This window comes from Schaalia sp. Marseille-Q2122 (assembly GCF_903645355.1).
Classification (GTDB): domain Bacteria; phylum Actinomycetota; class Actinomycetes; order Actinomycetales; family Actinomycetaceae; genus Pauljensenia.
Genome location: NZ_CAHJXR010000004.1, coordinates 136,889 through 162,825 on the forward strand (window position 1 = coordinate 136,889; position 25,937 = coordinate 162,825).

The 25,937-nt window shown below is 60.7% G+C and carries 17 protein-coding genes and 1 tRNA gene; 13 read left to right on the top strand and 5 right to left on the bottom strand.

The window, feature by feature from the left end; all coding sequences use genetic code 11:
• Positions 1-654: 654 nt before the first annotated feature.
• The 4 genes from HWX48_RS05000 to HWX48_RS05015 all read right to left on the bottom strand — a co-directional run bounded on the left by HWX48_RS05000 (position 655) and on the right by HWX48_RS05015 (position 3,898).
• The gene (locus HWX48_RS05000) at positions 655-879 is read right to left on the bottom strand and encodes a DUF3073 domain-containing protein (RefSeq protein ID WP_175955232.1); all 225 of its coding nucleotides are present in this window, start codon (positions 877-879) and stop codon (positions 655-657) included.
• 203 nt (positions 880-1,082) lie between these two features.
• On the bottom strand, positions 1,083-1,382 hold the full coding sequence (locus HWX48_RS05005; protein WP_175955235.1) for a DUF3618 domain-containing protein: 300 nt from the start codon (positions 1,380-1,382) through the stop codon (positions 1,083-1,085).
• Positions 1,375-1,878: a phage holin family protein gene (locus HWX48_RS05010; RefSeq protein WP_254872968.1), complete on the bottom strand. Its 504-nt coding sequence runs from the start codon at positions 1,876-1,878 to the stop codon at positions 1,375-1,377. The genes HWX48_RS05005 and HWX48_RS05010 overlap by 8 nt, the downstream gene beginning before the upstream one ends.
• 196 nt (positions 1,879-2,074) lie before the next feature.
• Positions 2,075-3,898, bottom strand: a complete 1,824-nt coding sequence (locus HWX48_RS05015; RefSeq protein WP_175955237.1) for a hypothetical protein — start codon at positions 3,896-3,898, stop codon at positions 2,075-2,077.
• A gap of 265 nt (positions 3,899-4,163) precedes the next feature.
• Between HWX48_RS05015 and HWX48_RS05020 the strand changes: the two genes are divergently transcribed.
• Positions 4,164-8,393 (top strand): prevent-host-death family protein, encoded by a 4,230-nt coding sequence (locus HWX48_RS05020; protein WP_254872969.1) that lies wholly within the window; start codon positions 4,164-4,166, stop codon positions 8,391-8,393.
• Between the two features lie 475 nt (positions 8,394-8,868).
• Entirely contained in the window at positions 8,869-9,276 is a 408-nt protein-coding gene (gene mscL / locus HWX48_RS05025; RefSeq protein WP_175955239.1) for a large conductance mechanosensitive channel protein MscL, read from the top strand.
• A gap of 199 nt (positions 9,277-9,475) precedes the next feature.
• Here the strand turns inward: mscL and HWX48_RS05030 are convergent, their stop codons facing one another.
• A complete protein-coding gene (locus tag HWX48_RS05030; protein WP_254872970.1) occupies positions 9,476-10,135 on the bottom strand; it encodes a 5-formyltetrahydrofolate cyclo-ligase in 660 nt (219 codons plus the stop codon).
• A 201-nt stretch (positions 10,136-10,336) separates the two neighbouring features.
• Here HWX48_RS05030 and glp point away from each other — a divergent pair, with 201 nt between their 5' ends.
• The 11 genes from glp (at position 10,337) to HWX48_RS05085 (ending at position 25,909) form a co-directional block, all read left to right on the top strand.
• Complete coding sequence (glp, locus tag HWX48_RS05035; RefSeq protein WP_175955241.1) at positions 10,337-11,563, top strand: gephyrin-like molybdotransferase Glp; 1,227 nt, start codon at positions 10,337-10,339, stop codon at positions 11,561-11,563.
• On the top strand, positions 11,563-12,282 hold the full coding sequence (locus HWX48_RS05040; RefSeq protein WP_175955243.1) for a GNAT family N-acetyltransferase: 720 nt from the start codon (positions 11,563-11,565) through the stop codon (positions 12,280-12,282). The genes glp and HWX48_RS05040 overlap by 1 nt, the downstream gene beginning before the upstream one ends.
• A gap of 58 nt (positions 12,283-12,340) precedes the next feature.
• Positions 12,341-13,480, top strand: coding sequence for a hypothetical protein (locus HWX48_RS05045; RefSeq protein ID WP_217701590.1), 1,140 nt, complete (start codon positions 12,341-12,343; stop codon positions 13,478-13,480).
• Positions 13,481-13,578: 98 nt separating this feature from the next.
• Positions 13,579-13,654: transfer RNA gene (locus HWX48_RS05050), tRNA-Ala, on the top strand.
• 576 nt (positions 13,655-14,230) lie between these two features.
• Complete coding sequence (locus HWX48_RS05055) at positions 14,231-15,445, top strand: ATP-binding protein (RefSeq protein ID WP_217701591.1); 1,215 nt, start codon at positions 14,231-14,233, stop codon at positions 15,443-15,445.
• A 138-nt stretch (positions 15,446-15,583) separates the two neighbouring features.
• A complete protein-coding gene (locus HWX48_RS05060) occupies positions 15,584-16,264 on the top strand; it encodes a hypothetical protein (protein ID WP_175955249.1) in 681 nt (226 codons plus the stop codon).
• A 381-nt stretch (positions 16,265-16,645) separates the two neighbouring features.
• Positions 16,646-18,625, top strand: coding sequence for a site-specific DNA-methyltransferase (locus tag HWX48_RS05065; RefSeq protein ID WP_175955251.1), 1,980 nt, complete (start codon positions 16,646-16,648; stop codon positions 18,623-18,625).
• Positions 18,609-21,386, top strand: coding sequence for a DEAD/DEAH box helicase family protein (locus HWX48_RS05070; RefSeq protein WP_217701592.1), 2,778 nt, complete (start codon positions 18,609-18,611; stop codon positions 21,384-21,386). The genes HWX48_RS05065 and HWX48_RS05070 overlap by 17 nt, the downstream gene beginning before the upstream one ends.
• On the top strand, positions 21,386-22,159 hold the full coding sequence (locus HWX48_RS11220) for a DUF6414 family protein (RefSeq protein ID WP_175955253.1): 774 nt from the start codon (positions 21,386-21,388) through the stop codon (positions 22,157-22,159). Before HWX48_RS05070 ends, HWX48_RS11220 begins: the two co-directional genes overlap by 1 nt.
• Positions 22,149-23,312, top strand: a complete 1,164-nt coding sequence (locus tag HWX48_RS05080; RefSeq protein ID WP_175955255.1) for an AAA family ATPase — start codon at positions 22,149-22,151, stop codon at positions 23,310-23,312. Before HWX48_RS11220 ends, HWX48_RS05080 begins: the two co-directional genes overlap by 11 nt.
• Positions 23,309-25,909: an AAA family ATPase gene (locus HWX48_RS05085; RefSeq protein ID WP_175955257.1), complete on the top strand. Its 2,601-nt coding sequence runs from the start codon at positions 23,309-23,311 to the stop codon at positions 25,907-25,909. Before HWX48_RS05080 ends, HWX48_RS05085 begins: the two co-directional genes overlap by 4 nt.
• The last annotated feature ends 28 nt before the right edge of the window (positions 25,910-25,937 follow it).

The following is a 25,937-nucleotide window of genomic DNA, read 5'->3' on the forward strand; positions in this document are numbered from 1 at the left end:
AAGTAGCCCATTTTGACGGATGAAAAGTAGCCCACGGCCGGTGCCTGGAGCTGCATTTAATGGTGCTGAACTACTGCGCCCATGTCCATGTCCCGTGTTTTCGTCCGGGGCTCACTTTCAAGGAAGCGGTGTTGATAGCTACGCCCTGTCGAGGGCTTTTGCTTGTGTCACATGCAGGCCGCTGCACGTCCTTCGGGTGTGATGACCGGGATGCAAACTGTCGACCTCCGGGTCAAGCTGCCGTGCCTGCGGTAGGGAGGTCGAGTTATGTGACAGTTGTTGTCTTTTGTGACACGCACAGGTATCGCAAAAGACAACAACTGCCACACAACGCAATTTCTGCTGCGCGTGGCTTCCGCATTCCCCCAACAGCCCGCAGAGGTCCCGTGCTTTGCCCTGCTCACGCTGCTCGCGCTCGTGCTCTACGGCCACGCACACTGCTCACGCCGCGCACGCCCTCACACTGTTTGCCCTGCTCGCGCTCTTGCCCTACGGTTACGCACACTGCTCACGCTCGTGCTCTACGGTCACGCACGCCGCTCGCCCACAAGCCCTGTGTGGGGGAGTCCTGGACGGCGCATGCAAAACCCCGTGTGTTCTATGACGCCATAGAACACACGGGGGTGAGAGTGCGATGTGGTGAGTAGGAGTTACTCAGCGAGGCTCGGAGGGCGACCAGTAGTCGTCCTCGTCCTCGGTGTCCTCATCTTCGTTGTCGTCGTCATCGAAGTCAGCGTACTTCGCGTACAGATCGTCCTCGGACTCATCATGCCCTGAGGCCAACTCGCGTTGGAGTGCATCTAGATCCGTATCGGGGCTGAAGTACTTCAGCTTGCGTGCGACTTTCGTCTGCTTAGCCTTCTGACGGCCGCGCCCCATTGGCGTCGACCCCCTCCACCTCGTGCGGGTCCGCCGAAGCGGTTCCCTGATCTGTCAAATTCTTTCCAGAGACATCATAGCGCGTATCAGCGCAAAATTACGCCTCGGACAGTGCTTATGGATGAAAAAGTGTGCACTCCGACTGCGCAGTCCCTGATGTGCCGCGAGGAAAGTCTCCTCGTAGCAAGGGGAAATGCGTTCAATTAGCGTGAACGAAAAACCTTGCGCAGGACAAACACTCCGATGACGCCCACCACGCCAGCGGCGGCGTAGCCAACCTTCTTCAGTGCTTCCGTGTCGCCGGCGCGAGCGCTATTGAGGGTGTCGGCCACCTGGACCTTGACCTCTTCGGTCTTGCGGGCCAGGGACTCCTTGGAGACCTCGATAAGGTGCGCGGGTTGAAGCTGAGCGACGAGCTCATCAACGGTGGCGGTCATCTGCGAGCGGGTAGCCTCCAGGTCGGCCTGGATTTCCTCAGGGCTACGAGCGGTGGTGTCACTCATGACGGAGTCCCTTCTTGAGAGCTTCAACGCTGGCTTCCAGGCCAGACTTGGGATCGGGGGTGGTCAGGCGAGCCTTATCCACGGCGTTCTTCCCGAGCAGTGCAAGGACGAGGATGATGAGCAGCAAAATGGCGACGACGATGAGCGAGGCCGCCCACGCGGGGAGAACGAGGGCCAGTGCCAGCTCGATGGTGTGGAAGATCCATCCCAGCAGGTACAGGCCCAGCAAGCCGGCGGCACCAAGCAGACCAATGCCCATGCCCATACGCGAGGCGTAGGCGGTGGCCTTGGCCTTGGTCAATTCGATTTCCCCGCGGATGAGCGAGGTGATCTGGGTGCTCAGGGTGGCGAAGAGTTCTCCGATGCTGGCGGGCTTCTTCAGTGAAGGCGCGGCAGCGGGTGTCCCAAGGTCAGCGGCGGGCATATTCGGCGCTGCGGGTTTCACGTCGTTGGGGACCCCGGGTTGTTGGGGCGCCGCAGTGTTGTCATTGGCCATGGATGGCACTTCCCTTCTCGGCTGAGCAAAGCGTTGACTCCCTTAAGTGTGTCACGAAATGCGTGACAGGCGGGGCTCAATATGAATCTTCGCGCATTGTTGCAGTCCGATTCCTTCCTGTCGGGAAGTCGTGGTCCTGCATGATCGGGCTTATCGGGTGGCGTCGGGTCCTTGGGTGGCGTCGGGGTCGGTGCTCTTATTGACGAGGGGAAGCACGGGGCCGGGCAATTCGGTGAGGATCTGCTGGGCGCGGTTGAGGACTGCGGTGGAGTCTTCCGAGAGAGGCCCGGTGGTGGGGCGCGGGATCTGCGGAAGCATGGTCGTTGAGGGGTAGTGGTGCTCGCCGGTGTGACCGGTGGCGGGGGGCAGTGTGCTTGGGGGGCGGGTTGGGTGCGCCGTGTCCTTGGGCGTCCAGGGTGCGAGGATGCGAGTGGTCTGCCTCCCGAGCCTCCTCCGCTGGTGTGGTGACTGTGGCGGTGGGGACGAGGGGCGGGATCAGGGAATGTGATCCACGAGGGGACCGCCCCGCAGCCTGGGCGGCGAAGGCGCGGTCTGCGCGGGTGGGCAGTTCGGGCGCCTCGAAGTCTTGCGATTCTGGGAGGATTTCGGTGGCGGCGAGTTCTCCAGCATCAACGTGCGGAGCGTCGCTGGCTTGGGAGGTGGCGGGCTCCTGCATGCCTGTGCTGGTGCGTGCGAAGGACTCGGTGACGGGCGGGAAGAGGCGCGTGGAGGTGGCCTCGTGAGATGGGGAGGCAGAGGCGCGTGCCGTCGTCGCTGACGCTGGGCCAGCAGGCGGGTTGGGCGAGGTAGCCGACGTGGAGGAGACAGCCGGGTTGGGCGAGGCAGCCGCGGCAGCTGAGCCGCCCGAAACAGCCGCAGTAGCTGGGGTGGCAGCGGGTCGTGCCGCGCTACTTTCAGCGTGAGCGCGCCCCTGCGCTGACGATGCTGGCTGAGCACCATGACGGCGCTCAGCGCCGGAGACGCCATTCGATTCGGAGGCTCCATTGGAGCTCGCCGAGTTCACTACCGGGGGGACCGCCAGCGGTATCGGACGCAGTTGGCGCTCGCGGGACGAGGACGTCACCGGCGCCCACGTGGGGTGCATGGAGGGCGAGTCGGCGTCCTCGTCGGTGTCAATGAGCTCATCGTCATCAATGGTGACGATCCCCTCGCTCGGAGGAGTCACCCAGCTCATGGCGCTGCCTGATTGAGGATTCTTCAACGCGGTGGAGAACGCCAGGTTCAGCGCATGGTAGTCAGGCTGGCTGATATTGCCCACGACCTCCCCGTCAATGAGGATGAGCGCCTGATCGCTTTGCGCAGCAACATCGGGCGAACGAGTGGCAACAATGATCGAATACCCCATGTCCGCCAGCTCAAAGAAGTGACCAAAGAGGTCTTCGCTTTCTTCCACGCTGAGGAACTCCGTGGGTTCTTCCACGAGGAGCACGGGGCTGCCAGTGATGAGTGCGCGCGCGATCGCGGTGCGTAGACGCTCAAAGGGGGTGAGGAGGGCAACCTGGGCGTTAAGTAGGGGAGTGAGGACCAGGATCCTGCACAGGGAGAGCATGGCCTGGTGGTCGGCAAAACGGCCCGTCGCCGCCAGGGCAAGCATGAGTTCTTGCTCAACCGTCAGTTCATCGTTGAGGGCAGCGCGGCGCGGCACGTAGCCGATGGGTTCAAGATCGCCGCGGAAACGTGCCGCTAAAGAACGAGGCCGAGGCCAGGAGATCCTTCCGCTATCGAGCGGGGTCAGGCCGGCGCAGGCCAGCAGGAAGGGGGAGGGCTCTTGTGCGGGAGGCCAGGGCAGATCCCGGTAGCCGGTGAGGATGGCAGAGATCGTGCCGCGCGTGAAGGAGGCCGATACGGAGTTCAACACCAGATGCTCGTGTTGATTGTGGAGGCTGACATTACGCAGGCGAAGAACTCGGCGGCCCTTTTTTTGTGCGGGGCGCTGCGTCCGGGTACTCACCGCCTGTGAGGGTTCATCCTTCGAATGGGAGCGTGCTGCCACAGTCATGGGGTCATTGTTTCACGCTTGAAGGGGAGTCGTGCGGAGCCACCCCCGGGGGTGCGTCTCATGCGAGGTGGAACTCACGGTGAGCCAGGGAAACAGACTGGAGATTGGCTGTGAAATCAGCTGGGAAATGAAGCCTCCTCGGCGCTCCACATAGAGACTGAGCCTAGCTGCCGGTAGCGTTGGCCTCGTGGCACCATCTTTCTTCTCCCGCGCAGGTTCTTCCCAGGACTCCTCCGGCTCGCCCCACGGTGACGGAGGCCCTCACGTGGCACCCTCACACGCCTCCGAGCCCCAGGCTCCTTCAGCGTCGCCCGCTTTGGCCTCCACCCTGACGCACTCCAGCGGAAGTGACCCCCTGCGCGCTGGCGACCAGTCCGTGCTGAACGTGCTCACCAGTGCGAACGCCTTCGACGCCGCACTTGAAACCTGGCGGGACGAACTCTCCGCCGTCACCGCCCTCGAACGTTCCGACAACGCGCCGCGCCTGAGCCTCGCCCAAGCCCACCCCGGCGGCCTCGCCCAACTCTATGCCGAGCACACCACCCGACTGTCCAACCTGCTGCGCGAACCGAGTGCCTACGCGCGCGGCCTCGAACGATGCCGCGATATCCTCGCCCGCTCCGCCGAACTCGCCAACCGCCACGGCATCGGCACCGTCCACCTGGCCATCGGCAGCGCCTCGTGGACCCACAATGAAGCGCGCCTGACCTCCCCCGCACTGCTGCGCCCGGTATTCCTCGAAGAACACGAGGGCGACATCCTCGTCACCCTCACCTCCGGAGCCCAGGTCGCCCCCGCCCTCGCACGCGCCTTCAGCGCCAAGGGCGTCACCATCGATATTGAGAGCCTCATGAATGAGGCGCGCACCGTCCACGGTTTTGCCCCCAGCCGAGCCCTCGCCCACATTCGCGCCATTGGCGGCGCGCTACTGGGCTTTGACCTGCGCGATGACCTGGTTGTCGGCATCTTTGAACACCCCGCAGGCCCCCTCCTGCGTGAACTCGAAGCGGACGGCGCCCTCGCCTCCTCACCGATTGTGCGCGCGCTCGCGGGCGATCAAGGAATCGTCGACAAACTCCGTTCTGACCTGCCAGACCCCAATCCCGCCGACCGCGACCCATGGAAGGAACGCGGCGTCGGGGACCTGACCCCCCGCCAGCAGGATGTGCTCGATGCTCTGGCGCAGGGGCGTTCACTGCTGGTGGATGTCCCCCATGGTTCTGATGATGCGGGCATCATTGCCGCCGTCGTCGCTGAAGCGGGAATGCGCGGCCGCTCAACCTTGCACATTGGTGGGGCTCAGGCGCGCACCGCCCGTCTTGAGGCTCGCCTGCGGGAGCTCGGCGTGGAGGAGATGACCCTGCGGGTTGATGCCACCGCTGAGTCTGGCGCGCAATTGTGCGAGCGACTCACCACTGCCCTGGCTGAGACGACGCCGCTGCAATCACCTGAAGCTCTGGATGCGATGCGCACGAAGCTGCGCGGTACACGCCAGACGCTGACGAACTACACCACCGCCCTGCACACGCCCTTCCGCCAGTTTGGGGTGAGTGCGTCGGACGCCCTGCAGGTGCTGACCGATATTACGAGTGCGCGCCCGGCTCCGCGGACGAAGGTACGCCTTCGGGAAGAGGTGCTGCTCAATATCGCGCGCGACCAGGGTGATCAGGCGCGCACCCTGCTTCATCGTGCCGCGCAGCTCGGCGTCTTTTCACGCACCACCAGCCACGAGGCGTGGAACGGTGCGGTCATTAACTCCGCCGAGCAGGTCCCAGAGATCCTTGAACGGATCCTCCGCCTCTCTCAAGAGTCCCTGCCCGACCTGCAGGCACGCATGGATGCCGTCGTTGCTGAAACGGGCATTACGCCTCCGCAGAGCCTCAAGCACTGGGAAAGCCAGCTGGAGATGCTGGCGGGCGTGCGCGCCGCTTTGGATGTGTTCCGTCCGGCCATTTTTGAACGCTCCGCTGCTGACATGGTCATCGCCACCGCACCGAAGCAGTGGCGTAAGGATCATGGCATCACCATGAAGCGCTCTCAGCGTGTGCGCCTGGTCAAGCAGGCAAAGGACATGCTCTTGCCGGGCCGTCACGTGGATGACCTGCATCGTGAGCTCGTCCTCGTGCAGGAAAAGCGCGAGGTGTGGCGCCGCCACTGTGACGCTGACGGCTGGCCGACGCTGCCCTCGCGATTGGACGAGGCTATCGCCCTGACCGCCGCAGTGCGCGCCGACCTGGAGTGGATCGCACCGACCCTGGCAACCGGCCACCCGGATCTGGTGGGCATGGGCCTGCCGACCTTGGCGCGATTGTGTGACCGTCTGGCCGCTGACCCGGAGGGGGCAGCTGAATTGCCCAAGCGGGTTGCGGTTCTTAAGGAACTCAACCGTCTTGGCCTGGAGGATCTCGTCGCTGACCTGCGCTCACGCCATGTTGAGCCCGAAATGATTGATGCTGAGCTTGACCTGGCGTGGTGGGCATCCATCCTGGGGATCATGCTCGCCTCTGAACAGGGATTGGGCGGCCTTGAGCCAGCGCATCTGGGTGAATTACTTGCCCAGGGGCGCGCCCTTGATGTTGAACAGGTGGAATCCCTTGCTCCGCAGGCTTTGGATAATCTGCATCGTTTGCGCCAGCACGCCCTGGCTACGCGGCCTGACCAGCACACCGATCTGCAGGCCGCGCTGAGTGCAGCCCAGCAATCCCCAGGAAGCGTCAACGCGCTTGAACTTTACGCCCTGCACCCCTTGATTGGGCATCTGCTGCCGGTTGTCTTAACCCTGCCAACACTGGTGCCCTGGATTGTGCCGATCGGTCACCGCGTGGACCTCGTCGTTCTGGACGACATTGATGGCCTGCCCCTGTCTGAACTCATCCCGATTATTGCCCGCGCGCGCCAAGTGGTGGTCGTCGCTGACGTTTCTGCTGCCCGCGAGGGCGGCCCGGTGGAGCGTCTTGCGGAGATTATGCCGACGATGACCCAAGAGATTCAGCCCACCCGCTTGAATGACCAGGCCGCGCGTCTGCTGAGCCACCACGGGATTGAACACACTGGCATCCCTGTGCCCTGGTCGTTCATGGAAGTCCCTGTGAACGCTGTCTGGTGTGAAGGCACGGGTATGCCCGCACCGGGGGCACATTCCGTCGAATCAACCGCTGCTGAAGTTGCCGCGGTAGTGGAGCTCATTATCGCTCATGCGGTGGAAACCCCCGAGCGTTCTCTCGCTGTGATCGCCTTGAATGAGCGTCACGCAGAGCGGATCCGTGACGATGTGAAGCGTCATCTTGCGAACCAACCAGGCTTGGCGTCCTTCTTTGTCTCTGACGCTACTGAACCCTTCGTCGTTGTTGACCCCACGCAAGTGTCGGGACTCAGCCGTGATCGCATTATCATTGCCGTTGGTTTTGCAAAGACCCCACACGGCAGAGTCCTCCACGATTTTGGTGTCTTTTCCACACCAGAGGGCAAAGCCCTCATGGCCGATATTTTGCGCACCGTGCGCGGGGATATGACGGTCGTATCCTGCATTCGCCACGATGAAATTGACCGCGACCGGCTTTCAGCTCAGGGTGCGCAGATGCTGGTTGATTTACTACAGATTGCTGGCGGGCAGCAGGAGATCGCTCCCAATAGTTGGCCGATCCTGGAGTCTGAGCCGGATCGACTGCTCATTGACCTTGCAGATCGCCTTTATGGCATGGGTCTTGAGGTTGTCCCCAATATTGGTATCGCTGGCGGGATGCGTATTCCTCTGGCGATTGGCCACCCTGAAGTGCCAGGTCGCCTTTTGGTTGCTGTTCTTACAGATGATGCCACTTATGTTGCTGAACCATCCCTGCGAGTGCGTGACCGTATCTGGCCAGCAATGCTTGAAGAGCAGGGGTGGAAGGTTTACACGGCACTGTCCATGGCAGTGTTTATCGACCCGACGAAGGTTGCTGAGGCGATTGTGCAGCTCGTGTTGGACGCTGTCGATGAGATCAACGGCCCAGCGCAGCCTGTGATGGTTGATATGCCGCGCGTTGAGATTGAGCCCGCTCAGCTAGATCCTGAGGAAGAAGCCGCTCTGCTGTCAACGAATGAGGCGCGTGCACGACACGACGAGTTGATGACCGGCATGGTGCACATTATTGGCACCGAGCAGGCTGCTGCTGAGTTGCAGTCCGCCCAGGAGGAGGCCGGTGTGACCTTCGCTCAGCGCAGCGGTGCTGGCCAGCAGACGGGTGCGGGGCGCGGGCGTCGTCCGGCGATTGCGCGTGGCCTGCCACTGTCGGCCTATGGGGACGATCAGCTTGACGAGGTCGCCGCGTGGATTCGTTCTGATGGCGTGGAGCGTTCGCTGGAGGAGATGGTCGAGGAGTTGCGCGCGGCGCTTGGCATTGTGCGCCGAGGCGCGCAGACTGACGCTGTTTTGGCCAATGTCATTCGGCGCACGGAACCCGTTGCCCTTGAGGTTGTCGAGGGCGGTGCGCCTGAGCCCTCCGCTGAGTCCTGAGTGCTGTCGTGGCTGAGTACGAGGCAGAGGTGCGGGGGGCGGGCGGGAGTGTGCCGTCACGAGGGCGTCGCCCTCGTCGGCGGGTGGTTGTGGTGAGTGAAGTTGACCAGCGCTTGATCGATCAGGTTTGCCGCCTTCGTGGGAGGAGCGGGTGAGTGATCGTGATCGGGCGAGGCCTTGGCGCGAGGGGATTCCAATGATGCGCGGCTTTTGGAGAATGTGCCGCCGCATGCTCAGCCGCGGCTCTAGGGGCTGTGGGGCTTGGGGTTGAGCGGCTTGGGGACGGGGGCGCTTGGAAGGGTGTTCAGCCATAACTGAGGGCAGCATCTTTTATCGGCGTATGGAAGAATGTCTCGAATGCTGGATATGTGGGTGTGGTCTATTCCTCGCAAATTGCTCTTCGGCTTGCGATTTTATGTGAGTGCGCGAAGATTTTAATGTCATTAGTTGCCTCAGTGAGTAGTAGAGGAAAAACATGCTTCAAGGATTCAAGGACTTCATTTCGCGCGGTAACGTCATCGACCTTGCCGTCGGTGTTGTCATCGGTGCTGCCTTCGGCAAGATCGTCACCGCCCTGGTTGAGAATGTCATCAACCCCCTCATCGCCGGCATCATCGGCACCCCCAACTTCGACTCCCTCGGTGCTTACGCCTTCTCCCCTGAAGCAGTGGTTGAGCCCGGTAAGCTCCTGTCTGCAATCGTCCAGTTCCTGCTGGTCGCAGCCGCAATCTACTTCACCGTCGTCGTTCCCATGAACAAGATGGCTGAGATGCGCCAGGCCAAGCTCAAGGAAGATGAAGCTGCTGCCGCCGCTGAAGAGCCCGCAGTCTCTGATGAGACCAAGCTCCTGGTCGAGATTCGTGACCTGCTCGCCTCGAAGTGAGCTGAGTTGCATTACTGAGAATCGGTCCATGAATTAACCGATTTCATCGCGCGCGGGGTGACCTCGAAAAATTCGAGGCCACCCCGCTTTTTGCATGTCTTATTTAGTGCTGGACAAAAGTGTCGGTCGTTCCGGAAATCTGTCTCAGAAACGGCTGGAAATATGCTGATTATTTCTGGAGAGTTGGGTGGCGGAGCTTTTAGGAATCGCACGGAATAAAACCCGAGAGACAAATAATCCCATCAATGAAACGATCATGAGGCTCCACCGGAATCAACCCCGCCTCCACCACCTCATCATCAAAGACGCTGGCCACCACCGGCACCCCCTCTGGCAAAACCGACAATGCGCGGTCATACCAGCCACCCCCCTGACCGACCCGAGCACCACCCCGATCAACAGCCAAAGCCGGCACCAAAACGATACTCACCTCATCCCACAGGGCAGGCTCAACCGGCAAACGTGGCTGGGCGGGCCAGCGCGCATCCCCCACCCACAGGTCATCCTCGCCACCCACATGCAGCCCCCACTGCGGCCACGGAAGGGCGGCGCCAGCCTCGTCAAACACAATCGGAAGCAGACAACGCGGGGAACGCTCCACAATCGCGCTGACCGCAGGCTCGGTAGGCAGGGGCATGAAGAGTGCGGGCAAAGTAGAGGGGGCATAAGGGCTGATCCCAAAGAACAGGCAGGCATTCTCCCAACTCACGCGCAAAGCATCCCGCTCTGCCTCAAGGCCGTGGCCACCCGCCAGGCGCTCAGTTGGCGGGTACTCAGCTGCTGGGTACTCAGTCTCACGCCGACGCTCACGCCGACCCGCACGCATACGCGAACGCAGCTCTGCCTTCGTCACTTCCACTGTGCCTGTCACCTCCCGCGCCGCCCGCAGACTGGGCTACGCTGGGACTATGGTAGAACGAGCACACGACCTCCCACACGCGGCTCTCACCACGGAAAGCCTGCCCACCCCAAGCCTCTCCGTCGGCACGCACCTCCCTCCCCACGCAGATAGTGTGCGCACTCAAAGTGCCACCGCACAGGCGCAGGCGGTGGAAAGCTGATGCGGTCGGTCGCCGAGTTCTATCAGGATTGCCTCGCCGCCGTCGGCCAACAACCACCTCTGGACGTCCAGCTCGCCGACGCCGTCACCTGCGTGCTTGCCGAGGACGTCGAAGCCCCCTTCAACCTGCCCGTGGCCGACCTTGCCGCATGCGACGGCTACGCCGTGCGCGCCCAAGACCTCGCGGGAGCCACACCGGATGCTCCGGTGACGCTGCCGGTCACTGAAGAAGTGCGTGCGGGCGACGTCAACCCCTCGGCCCTCCTTGCCGGTATGGCCATCCGCATTGCCTCTGGCGCGCCCATGCCCTCCGGCGCAGACGCCGTCATCGCCCTCGAGTTCACTGACCACGGCGTCGCCAAGGTAGCCGCCCGCACCCAGCCTGCAGTGGGGGAAAATATTCGCCGCAAGGCCGAAGACGTTAAGGAAGGCTCCGTTGTCCTGCGCAGAGGCACCCGCCTTGGCGCCCGCCAAATTGCCCTGCTGGCAGGCGTAGGGCGTTCACGCGTCCTCGTCCATCCGCGCCCCCGCGTCGTGATCTTATCGATTGGCGACGAACTCGTCGAACCTGGCCGCCAGGCGCGACCCGGTACCGTTTTTGACGCCAATGGACATGCACTATCTTCGGCTATTGCAGACGCCGGTGCGCAGACCTTCCGCGTGGCAGCCGTACCCGACGAGCGCTTCGCCCTGTCTGAAACGATCGAGGATCAGCTTGTCCGAGCCGACCTCATCCTCACCACCGGCGGCATCTCCTACGGCTCGGGTGACACCGTCCGTGAAGTCCTCGGAGCCCTGGGAACCGTGCGCTTCGACAACGTGGCAGCATGGCCAGGACACATTATGGGTGTGGGCACCGTAGGCGGGGACGACAACAACCCAGGTATTCCGATCTTCTGCCTGCCTGGTGATCCAGTCTCGGCTCAGGTTTGCTTCGAGGTCTACGTTCGTCCTGCCCTGCGTCACATGCAGGGATGGACCTCCGTCAACCGCCCCTCAGTAAAGGCCGCTGTGGACCGCTCCTGGTACTCCCCACGAGGCCGCCGCGAGTTCGTGCGCGTACGACTCAGCGGCGACCCCCGCTCGGGTTACCAGGCAAAGGTCATGGGTGCACCGGCCTCGTTACTGCTATCAGCGCTGTCAGATTCGAACGCCCTGGCTGTTGTCCCCGAAGACGTGACGAATGTGCGTGCGGGCGACATCTTGCAATGCATGGTGCTTGAGTAATGGCGTCTGTAGGAGGTTGGCGAGATGGTGCGCATGAGTTCCTCCGCGCCATCTTGCCCGCATCTCCCGTGTGGGGGCGTCACCCCGACGAGCTGACCCTGCGTTTCGAGGAGCCTGTTGAGGCAGGCATTTTGCGCTCCATCCCTGGGCGTGAGGATCCTGCTTTGTTGGTGCTTCGGCCGCTCGGTTTCCTCGACCATGAACGGGTGGCCGCCGCCCGCGAGGCAGACCGCGATTGGCTCCGACCCTGGGAGCCAACCCTGCCGCCCACCTCCACCGAATATGTGCAGACCGTCTCTGAATACCGGCGCTCCTTGGAACGATCCCACCGAGAGGGAACGGCCCTGAGCATGCTCATGGAGATTGACGGGGAGGTCGCCGGCGTTGTGGCCGTCTCGCAGGTTCATCGAGGGGCGGCGCTGTGTGCCTCCATCGGCTACTGGGTGGCGGCCCGGCATGCGCGCCGCGGCTTGGGGGCCTTCGCGGTAGCCTCGACAATTGACCTGGTGATCGGGGAACTTGGGCTGCATCGTGTAGAAATCAGCGTGCGGCCAGAAAATGTGGCCTCGCTGGCGTTGTGTCGGAAGCTAGGTTTGCGAGAGGAAGGCTTCAAACCGCGTTACCTGCATATCAATGGCGAGTGGGCCGACCATGTGTGTTTCGGAATAGATGCTGAGAGTTTGCCGGAAGGGGGCTTGGCGCAATTGCTCATTGAGTGAAAAACGTCGTCGAAAGTCGCACGAATGTCCAACACGCCCGCTAGACTACGGCTGTATTTTGGCGGGGCCTTCTAGCGTTGATTATGTGGAAATCGGTGGCATCGTATTGTTGGCGGCAGCTCTTGTCGTTCTCACCATCGTGCCCTACGTCGTTGCACGTCGGACGGCGATCACGCAATCGCGTGAAATTGACCGTTTCTCACCGCGAATGAGGATGCTCAGCGATACTGGTAGTGCCTCTGAACGTACGGGAGAGGCCGCAACCCAGCGCCTCATTTCCACAAGTACACAGGTTCGACAGATCGAAGGAGGGCACATGGTCTCGCAGCAGGGCTCCGCTCGCCGCCCCACCGTTACTTCGCGCGCCGAAAAACAACGCCTCCGTGAGATCGCCCAACTGCGCGCCCGTCGCGCTGCTCGCCGCTCCACCGAGGTCGCCGCAGGTAAACGTCGCATGGTGCTCTCGGGATTCTTCGCCACCCTGACTGCTGTAGTGGGTGTCGCTGCCGCCGCCTCCACCGCCGTTTCATGGGTGTGGGTGCTGGTGCCCTTTGGGGCTTTGGTTGTGTCCCTGGTGGTATCACGCCGGGCAGCCATCCGATTTGAAGAAGTCAGTCGCGCTGAGCAAGCCCGCCTGGAAGAACTCATGGGTCTTGTCCCGATGGGCGAGGCCGATACGGTCGATCGTCGCGTGGAAAGCGACGACGTGGTCGGGGCTGGTGAGGCCAGCGCAGATTTGGCTGGCGAAGGCGTGGCCGAAACTCAGAATGAGGCCGACGTCTTTGCGTCATCTGAGGATGAGCCTGTCGCAAAGGCCGAGGCAGATCGTGTTGCTGGCGAAGCTGAGGTGCCTGCGGCCTCCAGTGGGGTTGTTGAAGGCGCTGAAGCTGTTGACGGTGTTGAGCCTGCTGACGGTATTGAGCCTGCTGAGGCCTCCGGTACCACGCGCGCCCAGGCAGCCTGGGTGCCCACCCCAATCCCCGCACCGATGTACGCCCAGCGCGCCCGTGTAGGCGGTCGCCTCGTCCACCCTGATACCGACCTGCGCGGTATTCCCAAGGTCGCAGCCAGCGTGCCCATGCGTCCCTCCGGCATGTCAGAAACTGCCGCGCCCCTGCGCTCCACTGAAGAAGTTGCGGCTGCTCAGCCCGTTTCCTTCGACCTCGATGCGATTTTGGAGTCGCGCCGCGCGCTGTGAGGCGGCGGGTTCTCTGCTGGAAACTCTGTGTTGGATGCTTCCTGGTGGGGAGTGTGTAAAGCAGGGGAGTTGGCGGTGCTAAAATGGGAGTACACCTTGGGGCTATGGCGCAGTTGGTAGCGCGTCTCGTTCGCAATGAGAAGGTCAGGGGTTCGAATCCCCTTAGCTCCACCATCCTTGGCTCCATCGCTCTGCTGAGCCACTCCAACCCGCCGGAAGGACACCTCCCGGCGGGTTTTACTGTGTTTGGGCTGGCGGGCTGCCCTCTCTATCTGGACCCCCTTGTCGGCCCCTTGCCGGTAATGGGAGGGGCGTTGTAGTTTTTGGGGGTTATGCGGTGGGGAAAGTGCAACGCGGTGTGGAAAAGCGAGGGCGAGGGCGAGGCCGTGGGCGGCGGTGTAGGCAGGCATGGCCGGGCGTGGTCGTCCGGTGGGTTGTTCTGTGTTTGGGCTGGAGGCCCTCTCTATGTGGAACCCCCTTGCCTGCCCCCTGCCGGTAATGGGAGGGGCGTTGTAGTTTTTGGGGGTTATGCGGTGGGGAAAGTGCAACGCGGTGTGGAAAAGCGAGGGTGAGTGGACGGGCAGGCTAGGCGCTCCGGAAAGTTGCGGGATGAAAATGCCGAGAGTTGCGGGATGAAAGGTCCGAAAACTGCGGGATAGAATCGCCGAAAGTTGCGGGATGGGGTAGTGTGGTCCTATGAATACGCAGGAAAAGGGCTACCGAAAGCGCGTTGTCGACCAGGAGCTAGACATGCTGCTCGCAGCTGTTGGCGCCGTCGTCATTGAAGGACCCAAGGCCTGCGGAAAGACTGAGACCGCCCTCCAAAAAGCCGCAACAGTCATCAGTCTGGATAGAGACCCCAATGCTCGACAGATGGCTCAGGTTGCGCCTGGCGCCTTGCTGCAGGGAGAAGCACCGTTACTACTCGACGAGTGGCAGCTCGCCCCTCAGTTATGGAACGAGGTGCGTCATCAGGTTGACCAGCGTTCTCCTGCTAAAGGTCAGTTCATTCTCACGGGTAGTTCCACGCCCGACGATGATGCGCGCCGACACTCAGGCGCAGGGCGCTTCGTTCGATTGCAGATGCGTCCGCTGTCCATTTATGAGCTGGGGATGTCCTCGGCACAAGTATCCTTTACTGCCCTCATGGCTGGAGAAGAAGTTGCAGGGAAGGGCGCTGAGCTCTCTGTCCCGGAGCTCGCGCGCGCGCTGGCAGTCGGTGGGTGGCCGGGGCTGTTGGGTCTTGATGATGCGGCATCCGTCCTCGTCAATCAGGGCTACCTCGATCAGATTGTCGAGGTCGATCTTCCCCGCGTGACTGAACGGCGTCGTGATCCCGTGAAGCTGCGGCGTTTGCTTTCCGCGCTGGCGCGAAGTGTGGGCAACCAGGTCTCGGTTTCGAAACTCGCCAACGAAGCCGGTGGCGACGGCAACCCTCTTGATCGTGGGACGGCTGATATCTACCTGGACGAGTTGACGCGCCTGAAGATCCTTGAGGACCTACCCGCCTGGAATACCCATCTGCGTTCCCGTGACGCGCTCACAAAAGCGCCCAAGCGGATGTTTGTCGACCCGTCTTTAGCGGTCGCGGCCCTTGGAGCTGGCCCGGAGACAATCCTCAGGGACCTGGAGTATATGGGGTTCCTCTTCGAAAACCTGGTTATTAGGGATTTGCGAGTACTGGCCGAGCCTTTGGGCGGTCGAGTCTCCCACGCGCGCACGCGAGACGGCCGTGAGGTCGATGCAATCGTTGAGCTGCGCGACGGCACGTGGGCAGCTTTCGAGGTCAAACTTGGCGCGGCATGGATTGATGCGGGTGCTGAGAGCCTCCTGCGTTTCGCCCAGGCAGTGGACACTTCAAGGGCGGGCGAGCCTGCGGCGTTAGTGGTCATCGTGCCCGAAGGCTATGCCTACCGCAGGCCAGATGGGGTGACAGTGCTGCCGCTGTCGGCGCTTGGGGTGTGAGTGGGACGCGAAAGCTTGGGCTTATGGCATCAGCGCTCGGAAAATCTTGCCGTGCGATGAACCTGTGGAAAGAAGGAAGTGCTTTCATATTAAGGTTATGTGGATGCAAGAAGTAGCTTTCGTTAAGGAGGAGATTCTGTGTCTGTTTCACAGGTGAAGGCGAATAAGAAGCCCTGGTACAAAGTTTGGTGGGTTTGGGTCATTATTCTCATTGTGCTGGCGGGAATCGGTGGTGCTGGAAAAGACAAGGCTTCTCAAGAAGGCATCAAGCCGACTCAAGTCACATCAGATCAAAATTCTCAGTCGGCAGCGGAGGCAGCTGAACAAGATGCTGATGTGCAGGGTCAATCCGCCGTAGAAGAGCCTATGAGAGAACCAACTCCTGAAGAACGTCTTGAAGCAGTCTTCCCGAAGGATGATGCTCGCAAGGCTCTGGTGGTTGCGGCATCTAACTCATCTGCTAGTGATGTCTTCGCTGAAGATGGCAACACATACGACCCGTCGAAGTTCCACAGGTACGGCGAGAAGCGAGGACATTACCTTCTTGATAAGGGTGAGGCAGAGTTCCAGTGGATTGACGACTCCACCTGGCAACTGAGGGATCTACCTTTGGATGCATATGAGGATGGCCTCCTGAAGATCACAGAATACTGGGTGAGTGGCAAGGTCACGTGGAATGGATCGGACTACGTGATCACTGATATCACGATGAGGTTTAGCACCCCGACTGCGGCACCTGGATACGACAAGGGTCCTTTTGATCTTCTTGTCAGGAATGGCGATCCGGTGTTGACAGTTTCTCCAGACATGATCAAATGAGCTCGCAGGGTGCGGGGGTATCTGTGGATTAGCAGCGTGTTGGTCGCCAGGGCACCGGTCCTCGCTGTCGGCCCCTGCAGTATCCTGGCTGCCCCTCATTGTTTATGAGGTGAAGCGCCGTGACAAGCCTTGAAGATCATGACACGGAGCTCAGTCCATCATTCTTTCCAAGGGGAGACCTCTCTCGGCGCCGCGTCCGGCGTGGCACCTCAATGGCATCAATTGTCGTCGGTAACGTAGAACATGCTCGAGAGTGGAACCTAGGACGCGCCTCAGCGTGGAGGAGAACCAGCACGGCATGACATCGTTCATTATGAGGCGGTCGTACGACCTCAGTGTTATTAGGCGTAACCGTGGTCTCCAGAGCCAGGAGGGTATTCGATGACTCTATCAGTACCGGATGAGACGCGAGATACCCACGAAGAGTTGCTCACCCAGCTCCGCGATTTGGTGCCCATTGCCTTCCTTGACGGTGAGCTTGATCGAGATGCGCTGCTCGGTGCGCTCGGGCTTGACGACTCGCCGAAGCCTTCTTTCTCCTTCAGCTGGCCTGGCATTGAGCTAGCGCGTCAGGACGCCCGAGTTCCGACCACAGCAACACTTGTGCCTGATGAGGACGCATCCCTGTACTGGTCTGACGCTCGCGATGTCCTGATCGAGGGCGATAACCTGCAGGTGCTGAAGCTTCTGAAGAACGGCTACTCGCGTGCCGTCAAGCTAATCTACATCGACCCGCCCTATAACAGGGGCGATACCTTCACCTACAATGATGACTTCGCAGTACCTGAGAGGCAGTACCTTGAGGAGACAGGGCAGGTCGACGACCAAGGCAATGCTACGACCAGTCGGATCGAGACGGGTGGGCGCAAGCACGCGCCGTGGTTGACCATGATGTTTCCGCGTCTGACACTGGCGCGTCACCTGTTGCGCCGCGACGGCGTAATCCTCGTTTCCATTGACAATAACGAGGTGCACCACCTACGCCTATTGCTTGATGCCGTGTTTGGTGCGGAGAACTTCGTCGACATGATGACCTGGCGTGGCTCCCGTAAGGGTGACGCGAAGCTGACAGGTGGCGGACAGGACTATATCCTCGTCTATGCTCGCGATCGCTCTTACCTCAAGGCTAACGACGTTCGCTGGCGCCAGCGCAAGGATGGGCTCGAGCCGATCTATGCGAAGGTTGCAGAGCTCCGTGCAGAGTTTGGCGACGACTATGAGGCCATGACCGCGGGTCTCCGTAGCTGGTACAAATCCCTCGCGGATGAAGACCCCTCGAAGGCGCACTCGCAATACAGCCGAGTTGATGCAAACGGTGTATGGTTTTCCGATAATATCTCCAGTCCGAACTATCGAGAGAACCTTATCTACGATTGGAAGGGCTATAGCCCTCCGGCCAATGGCTGGCGTTACGAGCGCGAGACTATGGAGAGGCTGGACGCCGAAGGGCGGCTCATCTATCCTGAAGACAGGTCTCGGCGAATTCAAATCAAATGGTACCTACATATGCGCGAGGAATGGGCGCCCGCGTCAGTCTTCTATCGTGACCGTCGTGGTGCATCAGCTACCCTCGAATCCCTGATGGGTGCCAAGGTATTTGACGATCCGAAGAGTACAGACGTACTTGCCCGTCTGTTCCATGCAATCACCGATGACGGTGACCTGATCCTCGACTTCTTCGCAGGCTCTGGCTCTACGGGTCAGGCAGTATGGGAGCAAAACCCGAAGGACGGCAAGACACGACACTGGATATTAGTACAGGTGCCGGAGAAGCCCGACACATCAGAGGAGTCCGGGAGAAACGCACTGGCCGCTGGGTACGAGACGATCTTCGAGATCACGGCGGAGCGCATTCGTCGCGCGTCGACCTTCCTGCAGAAAGAGACGCTTGATGCTCCACAGCTTGGGTTCAGAATCTTCCGCGCTCGCCCGACGAACCTCATCATCGAAAAGCCGATCATTGCCTCTGCAGAACTGACCGGACAGGACTACCTAATGCAGGTGCTTGATTACACGATCAGTGCTCCGGTGGTGGATGGTGCGAAGCCTCTCGATGTTGCGTGGGAGGTGGCGCTCAAGGCCACGGATACGAAGCTCGATGCGCGCGTAACGACGCACGAACTGGACGATGTGACGGTCTTCGAGTTCGCTCCCGCCGATGGGGAGAGCGTGTCTGGTCGCCTGCTGATCTCGCTCGAGGCATTCTCCCTGGCCACTGCCGAGGCGCTGGGCTTGAGTGATGACGATACCCTGATCCTTCGTGGGGACCAGGTCGAGGACTCGGTGACATTGACTTTGGCACCGCGGTTGAAGTCAAAACTGATTCTTCTGGAGCGGGTGCCTCGTGAAGTTTCGCTTTGATGATCAGCCGCACCAGTCGGTCGCTGTCTCTGCGGTGGTTGACCTGTTTGAAGGTGCCCTCGTGCCGCCGCGTGACACACTTGCTGGGCAGGCGCCTGGGGCAGACGGGCACGGAGGCTTCGCACTGGAGCGTTCAGTCCTCACTGATAACCTGAAGGCGATCACGGCTCGTGAGGCTGTTGAGCCGCAGGACCGGCTTGAACTACTTGCTCAGACAGATCTTGAGGGCACAGAGCGGGAGTTTCCAAACTTCTCGGTCGAGATGGAGACGGGTACGGGTAAGACCTATGTCTACATCTCGACGGCGCTACGCTTGGCGGAGCTGTATGGCCTGCGGAAGTTCGTCATCCTCGTCCATTCGATTGCAATCCGGGCGGGCGTGGTAAAGACGTTTGAGCAGACCGAGGAACACTTCCGTTTGAAGTATCCCGGTGTCCCGTACAGGTGGAGTGTTCTGGGTGAGACCTCGGCACTTAACGACTTCACCGAACCGTCGGGCACGGTGCAATTTCTGGTTGCGAGTGTGCAGGCACTCGACAAACCGGAGAAAAATACGCTGTATGCAAGTGCTGAGCAGCCGCAGCTATGGGGAAACTCACTGAGCGGTGTGCAGCAGATCGCAAAGGCTCGCCCTGTCGTCCTGATCGATGAGCCACAAAACATGGCAACGCCACTGCGCCGTCAGGCGATTGCCACCTTGAATCCACTGGTGGCGTTGCGCTATAGCGCAACGCACAAGGAGCCGTTCAACCTTGTGCACCGCCTTGGCCCGAAGCAGGCTGCTGAGGCCGGATTGGTCAAGCGAGTGTCTGTCAAGGGCATCGTCGCTGGCGAGGATGGCAAGCCCTATGTCCGTCTCGACAAGCTCCGAAGTGTTCGCAAGCGACTGATGGCCGAGGCAGTCATTGACACGGTCAACGGCAAGCGAATGCCGGTGGTGCTGCAGAATGGCACTGACCTGTTCGAGGAGTCTGGTCACCTGCCGCAGTACCGGGGAATGGTGGTTGACAGCATCGAACGCAAGCCCGACCGCGTCATCTTTGAGAATAGCCTCGTCTTACATGCGGGGACTGAGACCGGCGTTGATGCTGAAGCGGTCTGGCGTGATCAGATCCGCCACACCATTCGAACGCACCTGGCCCGTCAGGGGCAGATTGATTCGATGAAACGTGGTGTCAAGGTGCTGTCGCTGTTTTTCGTCGAGCGCGTGGCTGACTACGCCGGTGACGAGGCGCTACTGCCTGGGATGTTCGACAAGCTATACCGCGAGGAGTGGCTGCGGGCCGGCTATCCCGAGAGCGATATGCCTGACCCGGCTGAACTGCGGGTCGCGTACTTCCCGTCGACCAAGACTGGCATTCTGAAGGACACCTCTGGTCGAGTAAAGGATGTTGAGCTGGAGGCGCGGGCATATCAGGAGATCATCTCCAACAAGGAACTCATCCTGGATCGTGCGAACCCACGCTCGTTCATCTTCTCCCACTCTGCCCTCAAGGAGGGTTGGGACAATCCGAACGTCTTCCAGGTCGGGTTCCTGCGTCACACCCGCTCGGAGCTGGAGCGCCGACAGCAGATTGGCCGCGGCTTGCGTCTACCGGTCGACCAGAATGGTCACCGAGTGACGGATCCAGCGATCAACCGGCTGACCCTCATTGTGGACGAGTCGTTCACAGATTTCCGGGACGGGTTGAATGCCGAGTATATCGCGGCTGGTGGGGGCTCCGGCGAGGTCGGCCCCGAATTCGACAATGCTGACAATGAGGTCGTCGTCCGCAGACGCCCTGCCCTGTTCGAGAGCCCTGAGTTCGCTGAGTTATGGAAACGTATTCGATACAAGGCGCGCTATCGCGTCACCGTCGATCCGGACGCGCTCCGCATCGTTATCCCCGCATCTGAACACCTGGCCGACCTCGAGTTCATCGCACGTCGCGCAAACGTGGTTCAGTCAGCCGATCTCGTCTACAACGACGAGGGCCGTGTCGTCACGGCTGATTCGGCAGTGGCCGAATCGCGTGGTGAACGCATCGTTGTCGTCGGCCAGCGGCTACCTGACGTCGTGCAGCTCATCGAGGATCAACTACAGTATGGCAGGTTCCCCCTCCAGCTCACGCGTCCGACCTTGGCTGGGATCGTCCGCGAGATCCTGAACTATCCTGACCGCGATTACGCCCGACACGTCCTTGACGATCCTGACCGTTGGGCGCGAATCGTCGCGAACGCCATCCGCATCGAGACGATTGAACAGATGGTGCGGGGCATCAGTTACGAACCTATCAATGAGACCGATTGGTGGGATGCCGAGGTCGTGTTTCTCGAAGTCGAGTCCAAGAACTCGCAGCAGCCACTGCCCGGCAATCCAGATCCGAAAAATGGCATCATTGCTGCGCCTGAAGGTGGCGTGAACCTGTACGACCACGTCGATTACGACAGCCACGTTGAGCGTGCCTTCGCCACTCAGCTTGAGAACAACCGCGAGCACGTCAAGCTGTTCACCAAGCTGCCGCGCCGCTTCCGCGTGCGCACGCCGGTCGGTGAGTACTCGCCGGACTGGGCCATCGTCTACGACGAGAACGGCACCCAACGGCTCTACCTCATCCGTGAGAACAAGGACACTCGCAACCTCGACGACCTCGAGTGGGACGAGGCGATGCGCATCCGCTTCGCCGAGCGTCATTTCGACGCCGCACCGATCGGCGCGGTCGACTACAACTACACGACCGATAAGCATGGGCTGCTGATCGGTGAAGGAGGTGCGGACTGATGGCTCGTGCAGGCAAGGACGATGCAAACGCGACGTTGATCAAGATCGTCTATTTCGACGAGGAGTCAGCCTCAGACTTGCTGGATATCGTCGCCGGGGGTAAAGAGACTTCTTCGAAGGAATCGACCAAGGAACGGGCCACTGAAGTTGAGGCCGAGGCACGCGCGAAGGCAGCTGCGAAGTTTAACTGGCTCCCGTTCTTCGGAGGATCGGCGGAGGTCGGTGCTGCCGCAAGTACGTCGGCGGTAGGGCGCAGCATCCTCAACAAGACGCTCTCGAACACCATCCTGACCGACTACCTCAGCAAGCTTGATGACATGAGGGGCATCGAGCGGCTTGATGGCCTATCGGTCACTGCCCGCAGTGACTCAGCGGCGTACATGAAGATGTACACGCCGTACCTGGCGATACTCAAGATTGACGAACTACCCGTCAATCTTGCCGAGCTGGATAGCGCGCTGATGTCAGCAAAGGGCTACTACGAGCTACTCGGGCAGAGCGCGGACGGCGCGAAGCGCATCTTGCGCTTCAATATCCAGGCCTTCCGCAACAACTATGGGCTGGTTGATCTCGGACACATGCAACTCGTGTTTCATGGTATCCGCGTCGGCAAGGCCGCAGAGTCTAGCCTGACGATGCAGGCAGAGATGGCGCCCGGCGTCGAACCTGCGCCGTTGACTGGGCTGGACGTGCTCGACGGCCCCTCAGCGGAGTCAAGTACGCTTCTCGATGTGTACGATGTCATTCTTGCGGGAGTTGAGTATGGGGAGTGACACGAAGGTCACCGTCTACTACGGCCCTCTTTCATGGTTCGAGAACCAGCTTGGCAAGGGGTCGCGACGATACCTGCTCGACGCGCTCAATGAGCGGGACGAGGCCAGGCGCCGCATCCGGCATACCGTCGACGGACAAGAAAGCAGGGAGGAGGAGACGCCAGCGCCGCGGCCAGACCGCCTCATCGCCATGTCCAGTGACTACGCGAGCGTCCATGAGCACGCCATTATCAACTTCGTTGGTCTCGTGCGGGAGATCAATCCGAAGCAGCTACTCCTGCACAACCCACCCGAGCTCATCCATACGCAGCTTGACCGAGTGTTCAAGACGAAGGTCGAGTCGTTTACCTACCCAGTCGTCACGCGTGACACTCTGATCAAGTTCCGCGACGGCTTCGAGGATCATCTTGTCGGCCAGCAGAGAGTCCGAGAACGGATGCTGGCTGCTCTCTACCCGCTGACGACGGATCGACGCGCCAAGCCCGTTGTTTTGATGTTCTATGGCCCGTCAGGCGTGGGTAAGACGGAGACCGCTCAGTTCATTAACGGGCTTCTGGGCGGGAAGTTGCTGCGCAAGCAGTTCTCGATGTTCCATAGTGACAAGTTTGCCTCCTATGTCTTCGGCGGCACACACTCCGAAAGCTCGTTTGCACGGGATCTGCTTGACCGCGCCTCGGGCGTGATCCTGATCGACGAGTTCGACAAGGCCAACTCTGTCTTCCATAGTGCCTTTTACGAGGTCTTCGACGAAGGAGTCTTCGAAGACAAGAACTACCGGGTGCAACTCGGCCCGGCGCTGATTATCTGCACCTCGAACTACGGCTCGGAAGACGAGATACGTCAAGCGCTTGGGGACGCCTTGTATTCCCGCTTCGATGCGTTGATCCCCTTCGAATCGCTGTCTCACGACGAGATCAAGCAGGTTATCGATCGGCTTGTAACTGGTCGCTTTGAGGCTCTTTCGCCCGATGAGCGAGCCGCGCTCAATCCCGATGAGATCAAGACCTTGCTTCACGCTCGCGCGAGCAGCACTGGCAACGTCCGCAAGCTCGGAAAGCTGGTCGATGAGGTCATCTCTCTGCTGCTTGTGCGCTCAACGCTCAGCGACGCGCCAGACAGAAGCAATGCAACCAAGACGAAGGACATAGTATGAGCGACGAAGCACCTACCGACGTCATTAGCTCCGGGGAGGAAGCCGAGTTGGGGACGGCGGAGTTCCTGGACCCCCGAGCGCTACTCGTGGACTGGGCTAACGCGAATGACGAGTGGGCTCGTCTGCTGGTCTCTGAAGTCATTGCGACCGGGCGTGCGGTTAGCGCTTCGACCATCGATAAGGCGTATCAGCTCTTCCGTCAGGAGAAGGCCCTCGACAATCGCGAGCTGCCTACAGTAGAGAAGATCGACATCGTCGCCAGGCAGGATGAGTCGGCACCACGGTTGTCCCTGACTCGCCTGTCGGAAGTGCGCGGTGTCAATGCCCTCGTCTCTGGAGCGGTGATCGAACCGCACGAGGGACTCACGATCCTCTACGGCGAGAATGGTACCGGCAAGACTGGCTACTCCCGCATCTTCAAGGCGCTGGCAAACAGCCGAACGGCGGACACCATCCTCGGGAATATCAAAGCTGACGCGTCAGAAGATCAGGCAGCCAAATTGGACTTCAAGCTCGGCGACGAGGCGCAAACGTTGACGTGGACGGGAGAACGCGGTGTCTCGCCGTTCACACGGATGTCGATCTTCGATAGCCCAGCAGTCACGACCCATGTCGATAGCGATCTCGACTACGTGTATACGCCAGCCTCACTGTCACTCTTCAGCCATGTTACGGCCGCAATCCAGGCGGTCGAGGCTCAGATCGATGCCTCTGCTGGGGCACTCGACACAGGCAGTTCCAGCCTCCTCGATCGGTTCCAGCACGGCTCTACTATCTACCCGCTGATCGAGACCCTTGGCGCCTCCACTGACCTCGCCGATCTCAAAGCGAAGGCGATCACCGGCGATGACGTCGACACGAAACTGGACGGACTCGCGCAGGCAGTCGGCGCGTTGCGCGAGAACACCATCGGCATGCAGATCACCGTGCTCAAGGCCGAACAACGTGTCTTAGCCCAGGCTTCTGTTGCCGCCGAGGCACTCGTGGCTTTCGACGCAACTGCTTACAACAACGCTCTCGCCCGACGGGCGCAACTAACGTCGGACTACGAGACTTTTCGGTCTGAACTCTTCGCGGCCGCTGATCTCCCCGCCGAGCCTGATGACACCTGGAGCCAGTTCATCGAGTCTGGTGAGACATATCGGCAGCACCTCGTCGAACTTGATGCTCACGACTCGGATCGCTGCCTCTACTGCCGTCAGCCGCTGCTCGCCCCCGCCCGAGATCTGCTTTCAAGGTACTCCGCGTATCTCGAAGACAAGATCTCGGCCGACCTCCGAACTACGGATGCCTTCTTAGCGCAGCTGAAGCGCCAGGCCGCTGCGGTGCAGAGCAATGAACTCGTAGCATTCCTGAATGAGAATAGGGACACCAATGACCAGCCGTCCTACTTCGCTTGGGTAGACACGATCGAAGGAGCGCGGAGTGCCCTTGCGGCAGCGGCGACCTCAGGAGCGCCCGCCAACCTCGCTCTTCTGGAGCTGTTGAGCCAGCCCAAGACTGACGTCGACAAGGCGCTGCTAACGGTTGGCTCCAGGCTTGCAAACTTGGAGGCGCAACAGCAGAACCGGACGCAAGCGCTCGCAGACAAGCAAGCCGAGTATCTCGAATACAAGGACGCCGTCGAGCTCGGGAAGTCCTGGGCTCTTATTGAGGCGCAGGTCAAGAACGCGAAGGAAGCCGATCAGCTGAAGACCCTGAAGCGACCACTGCAGCAACTCGTTAGGGCGGTGACGGGGCTGGCCAAGACTGCTAGTGATCAACTGATCAACCGGAGCTTTGATGCTCTCTTCCTTGAGGAGTGCGATGCCCTGCGTGCGCCTGCCCTGAAACTTCAGTTCGTCGGACGCAAGGGGAAGGCCCAGCGTCGCAAGGTCATGAGCGGTCGACACAAGCCGTCGAAGGTGCTCTCCGAAGGAGAGCAGAAGGTGCTGGCACTTGCCGACTTCTTAGCAGAAGCGAGGCTGGCCGGCATCACAGCGCCGGTGATCTTCGACGATCCCGTTTCGAGCCTTGATCACCGTCGCATCAACGAGGTCGCGCAACGCGTCGCGTGGCTGGCCGAGGAGAACCAGGTCATCGTCTTCACACACGACATTCTGTTCGCCACCACGCTCCTTGGCCTGTTCGAGAAATCCAAGCGGTGCGCCTACTTCCAGATCACCGACGAGGACGGCAAAGGAAAGGTCACACGAGCGACTGGCCCGCGCTGGGACACGCTCAGTGGCATCAAGGGAAAGATCAATAGCACAATCCAGGCGGCTCAACAGCAAGATGGCGAGGCGCGCGATGCGCTCGTTCGTGTCGGCTACGGCTGGCTTCGCTCCTGGTGTGAGGTATTCACCGAAACTGAGCTTTTACAGGGGGTAACCCAGCGATACCAGCCGAACGTCGGCATGACACGCCTGTCCAACATCAACACGACAAAGCTGGGCGAGATCATCCCCAAGGTGACTGACGTCTTCGAGGAGGCGTGTCGATACATCGACGCGCATTCGCAGCCGCTTGTAACTCTTGGTGTGAGCCCGACGCTTGCAGGTCTGGAGCAGCACTGGGCGGAGCTTCAAGAGCTCAAGAAGGTCAACGATGGCAAGTAATGCTGGGCTTTCGAGCTGCAGGACAAGC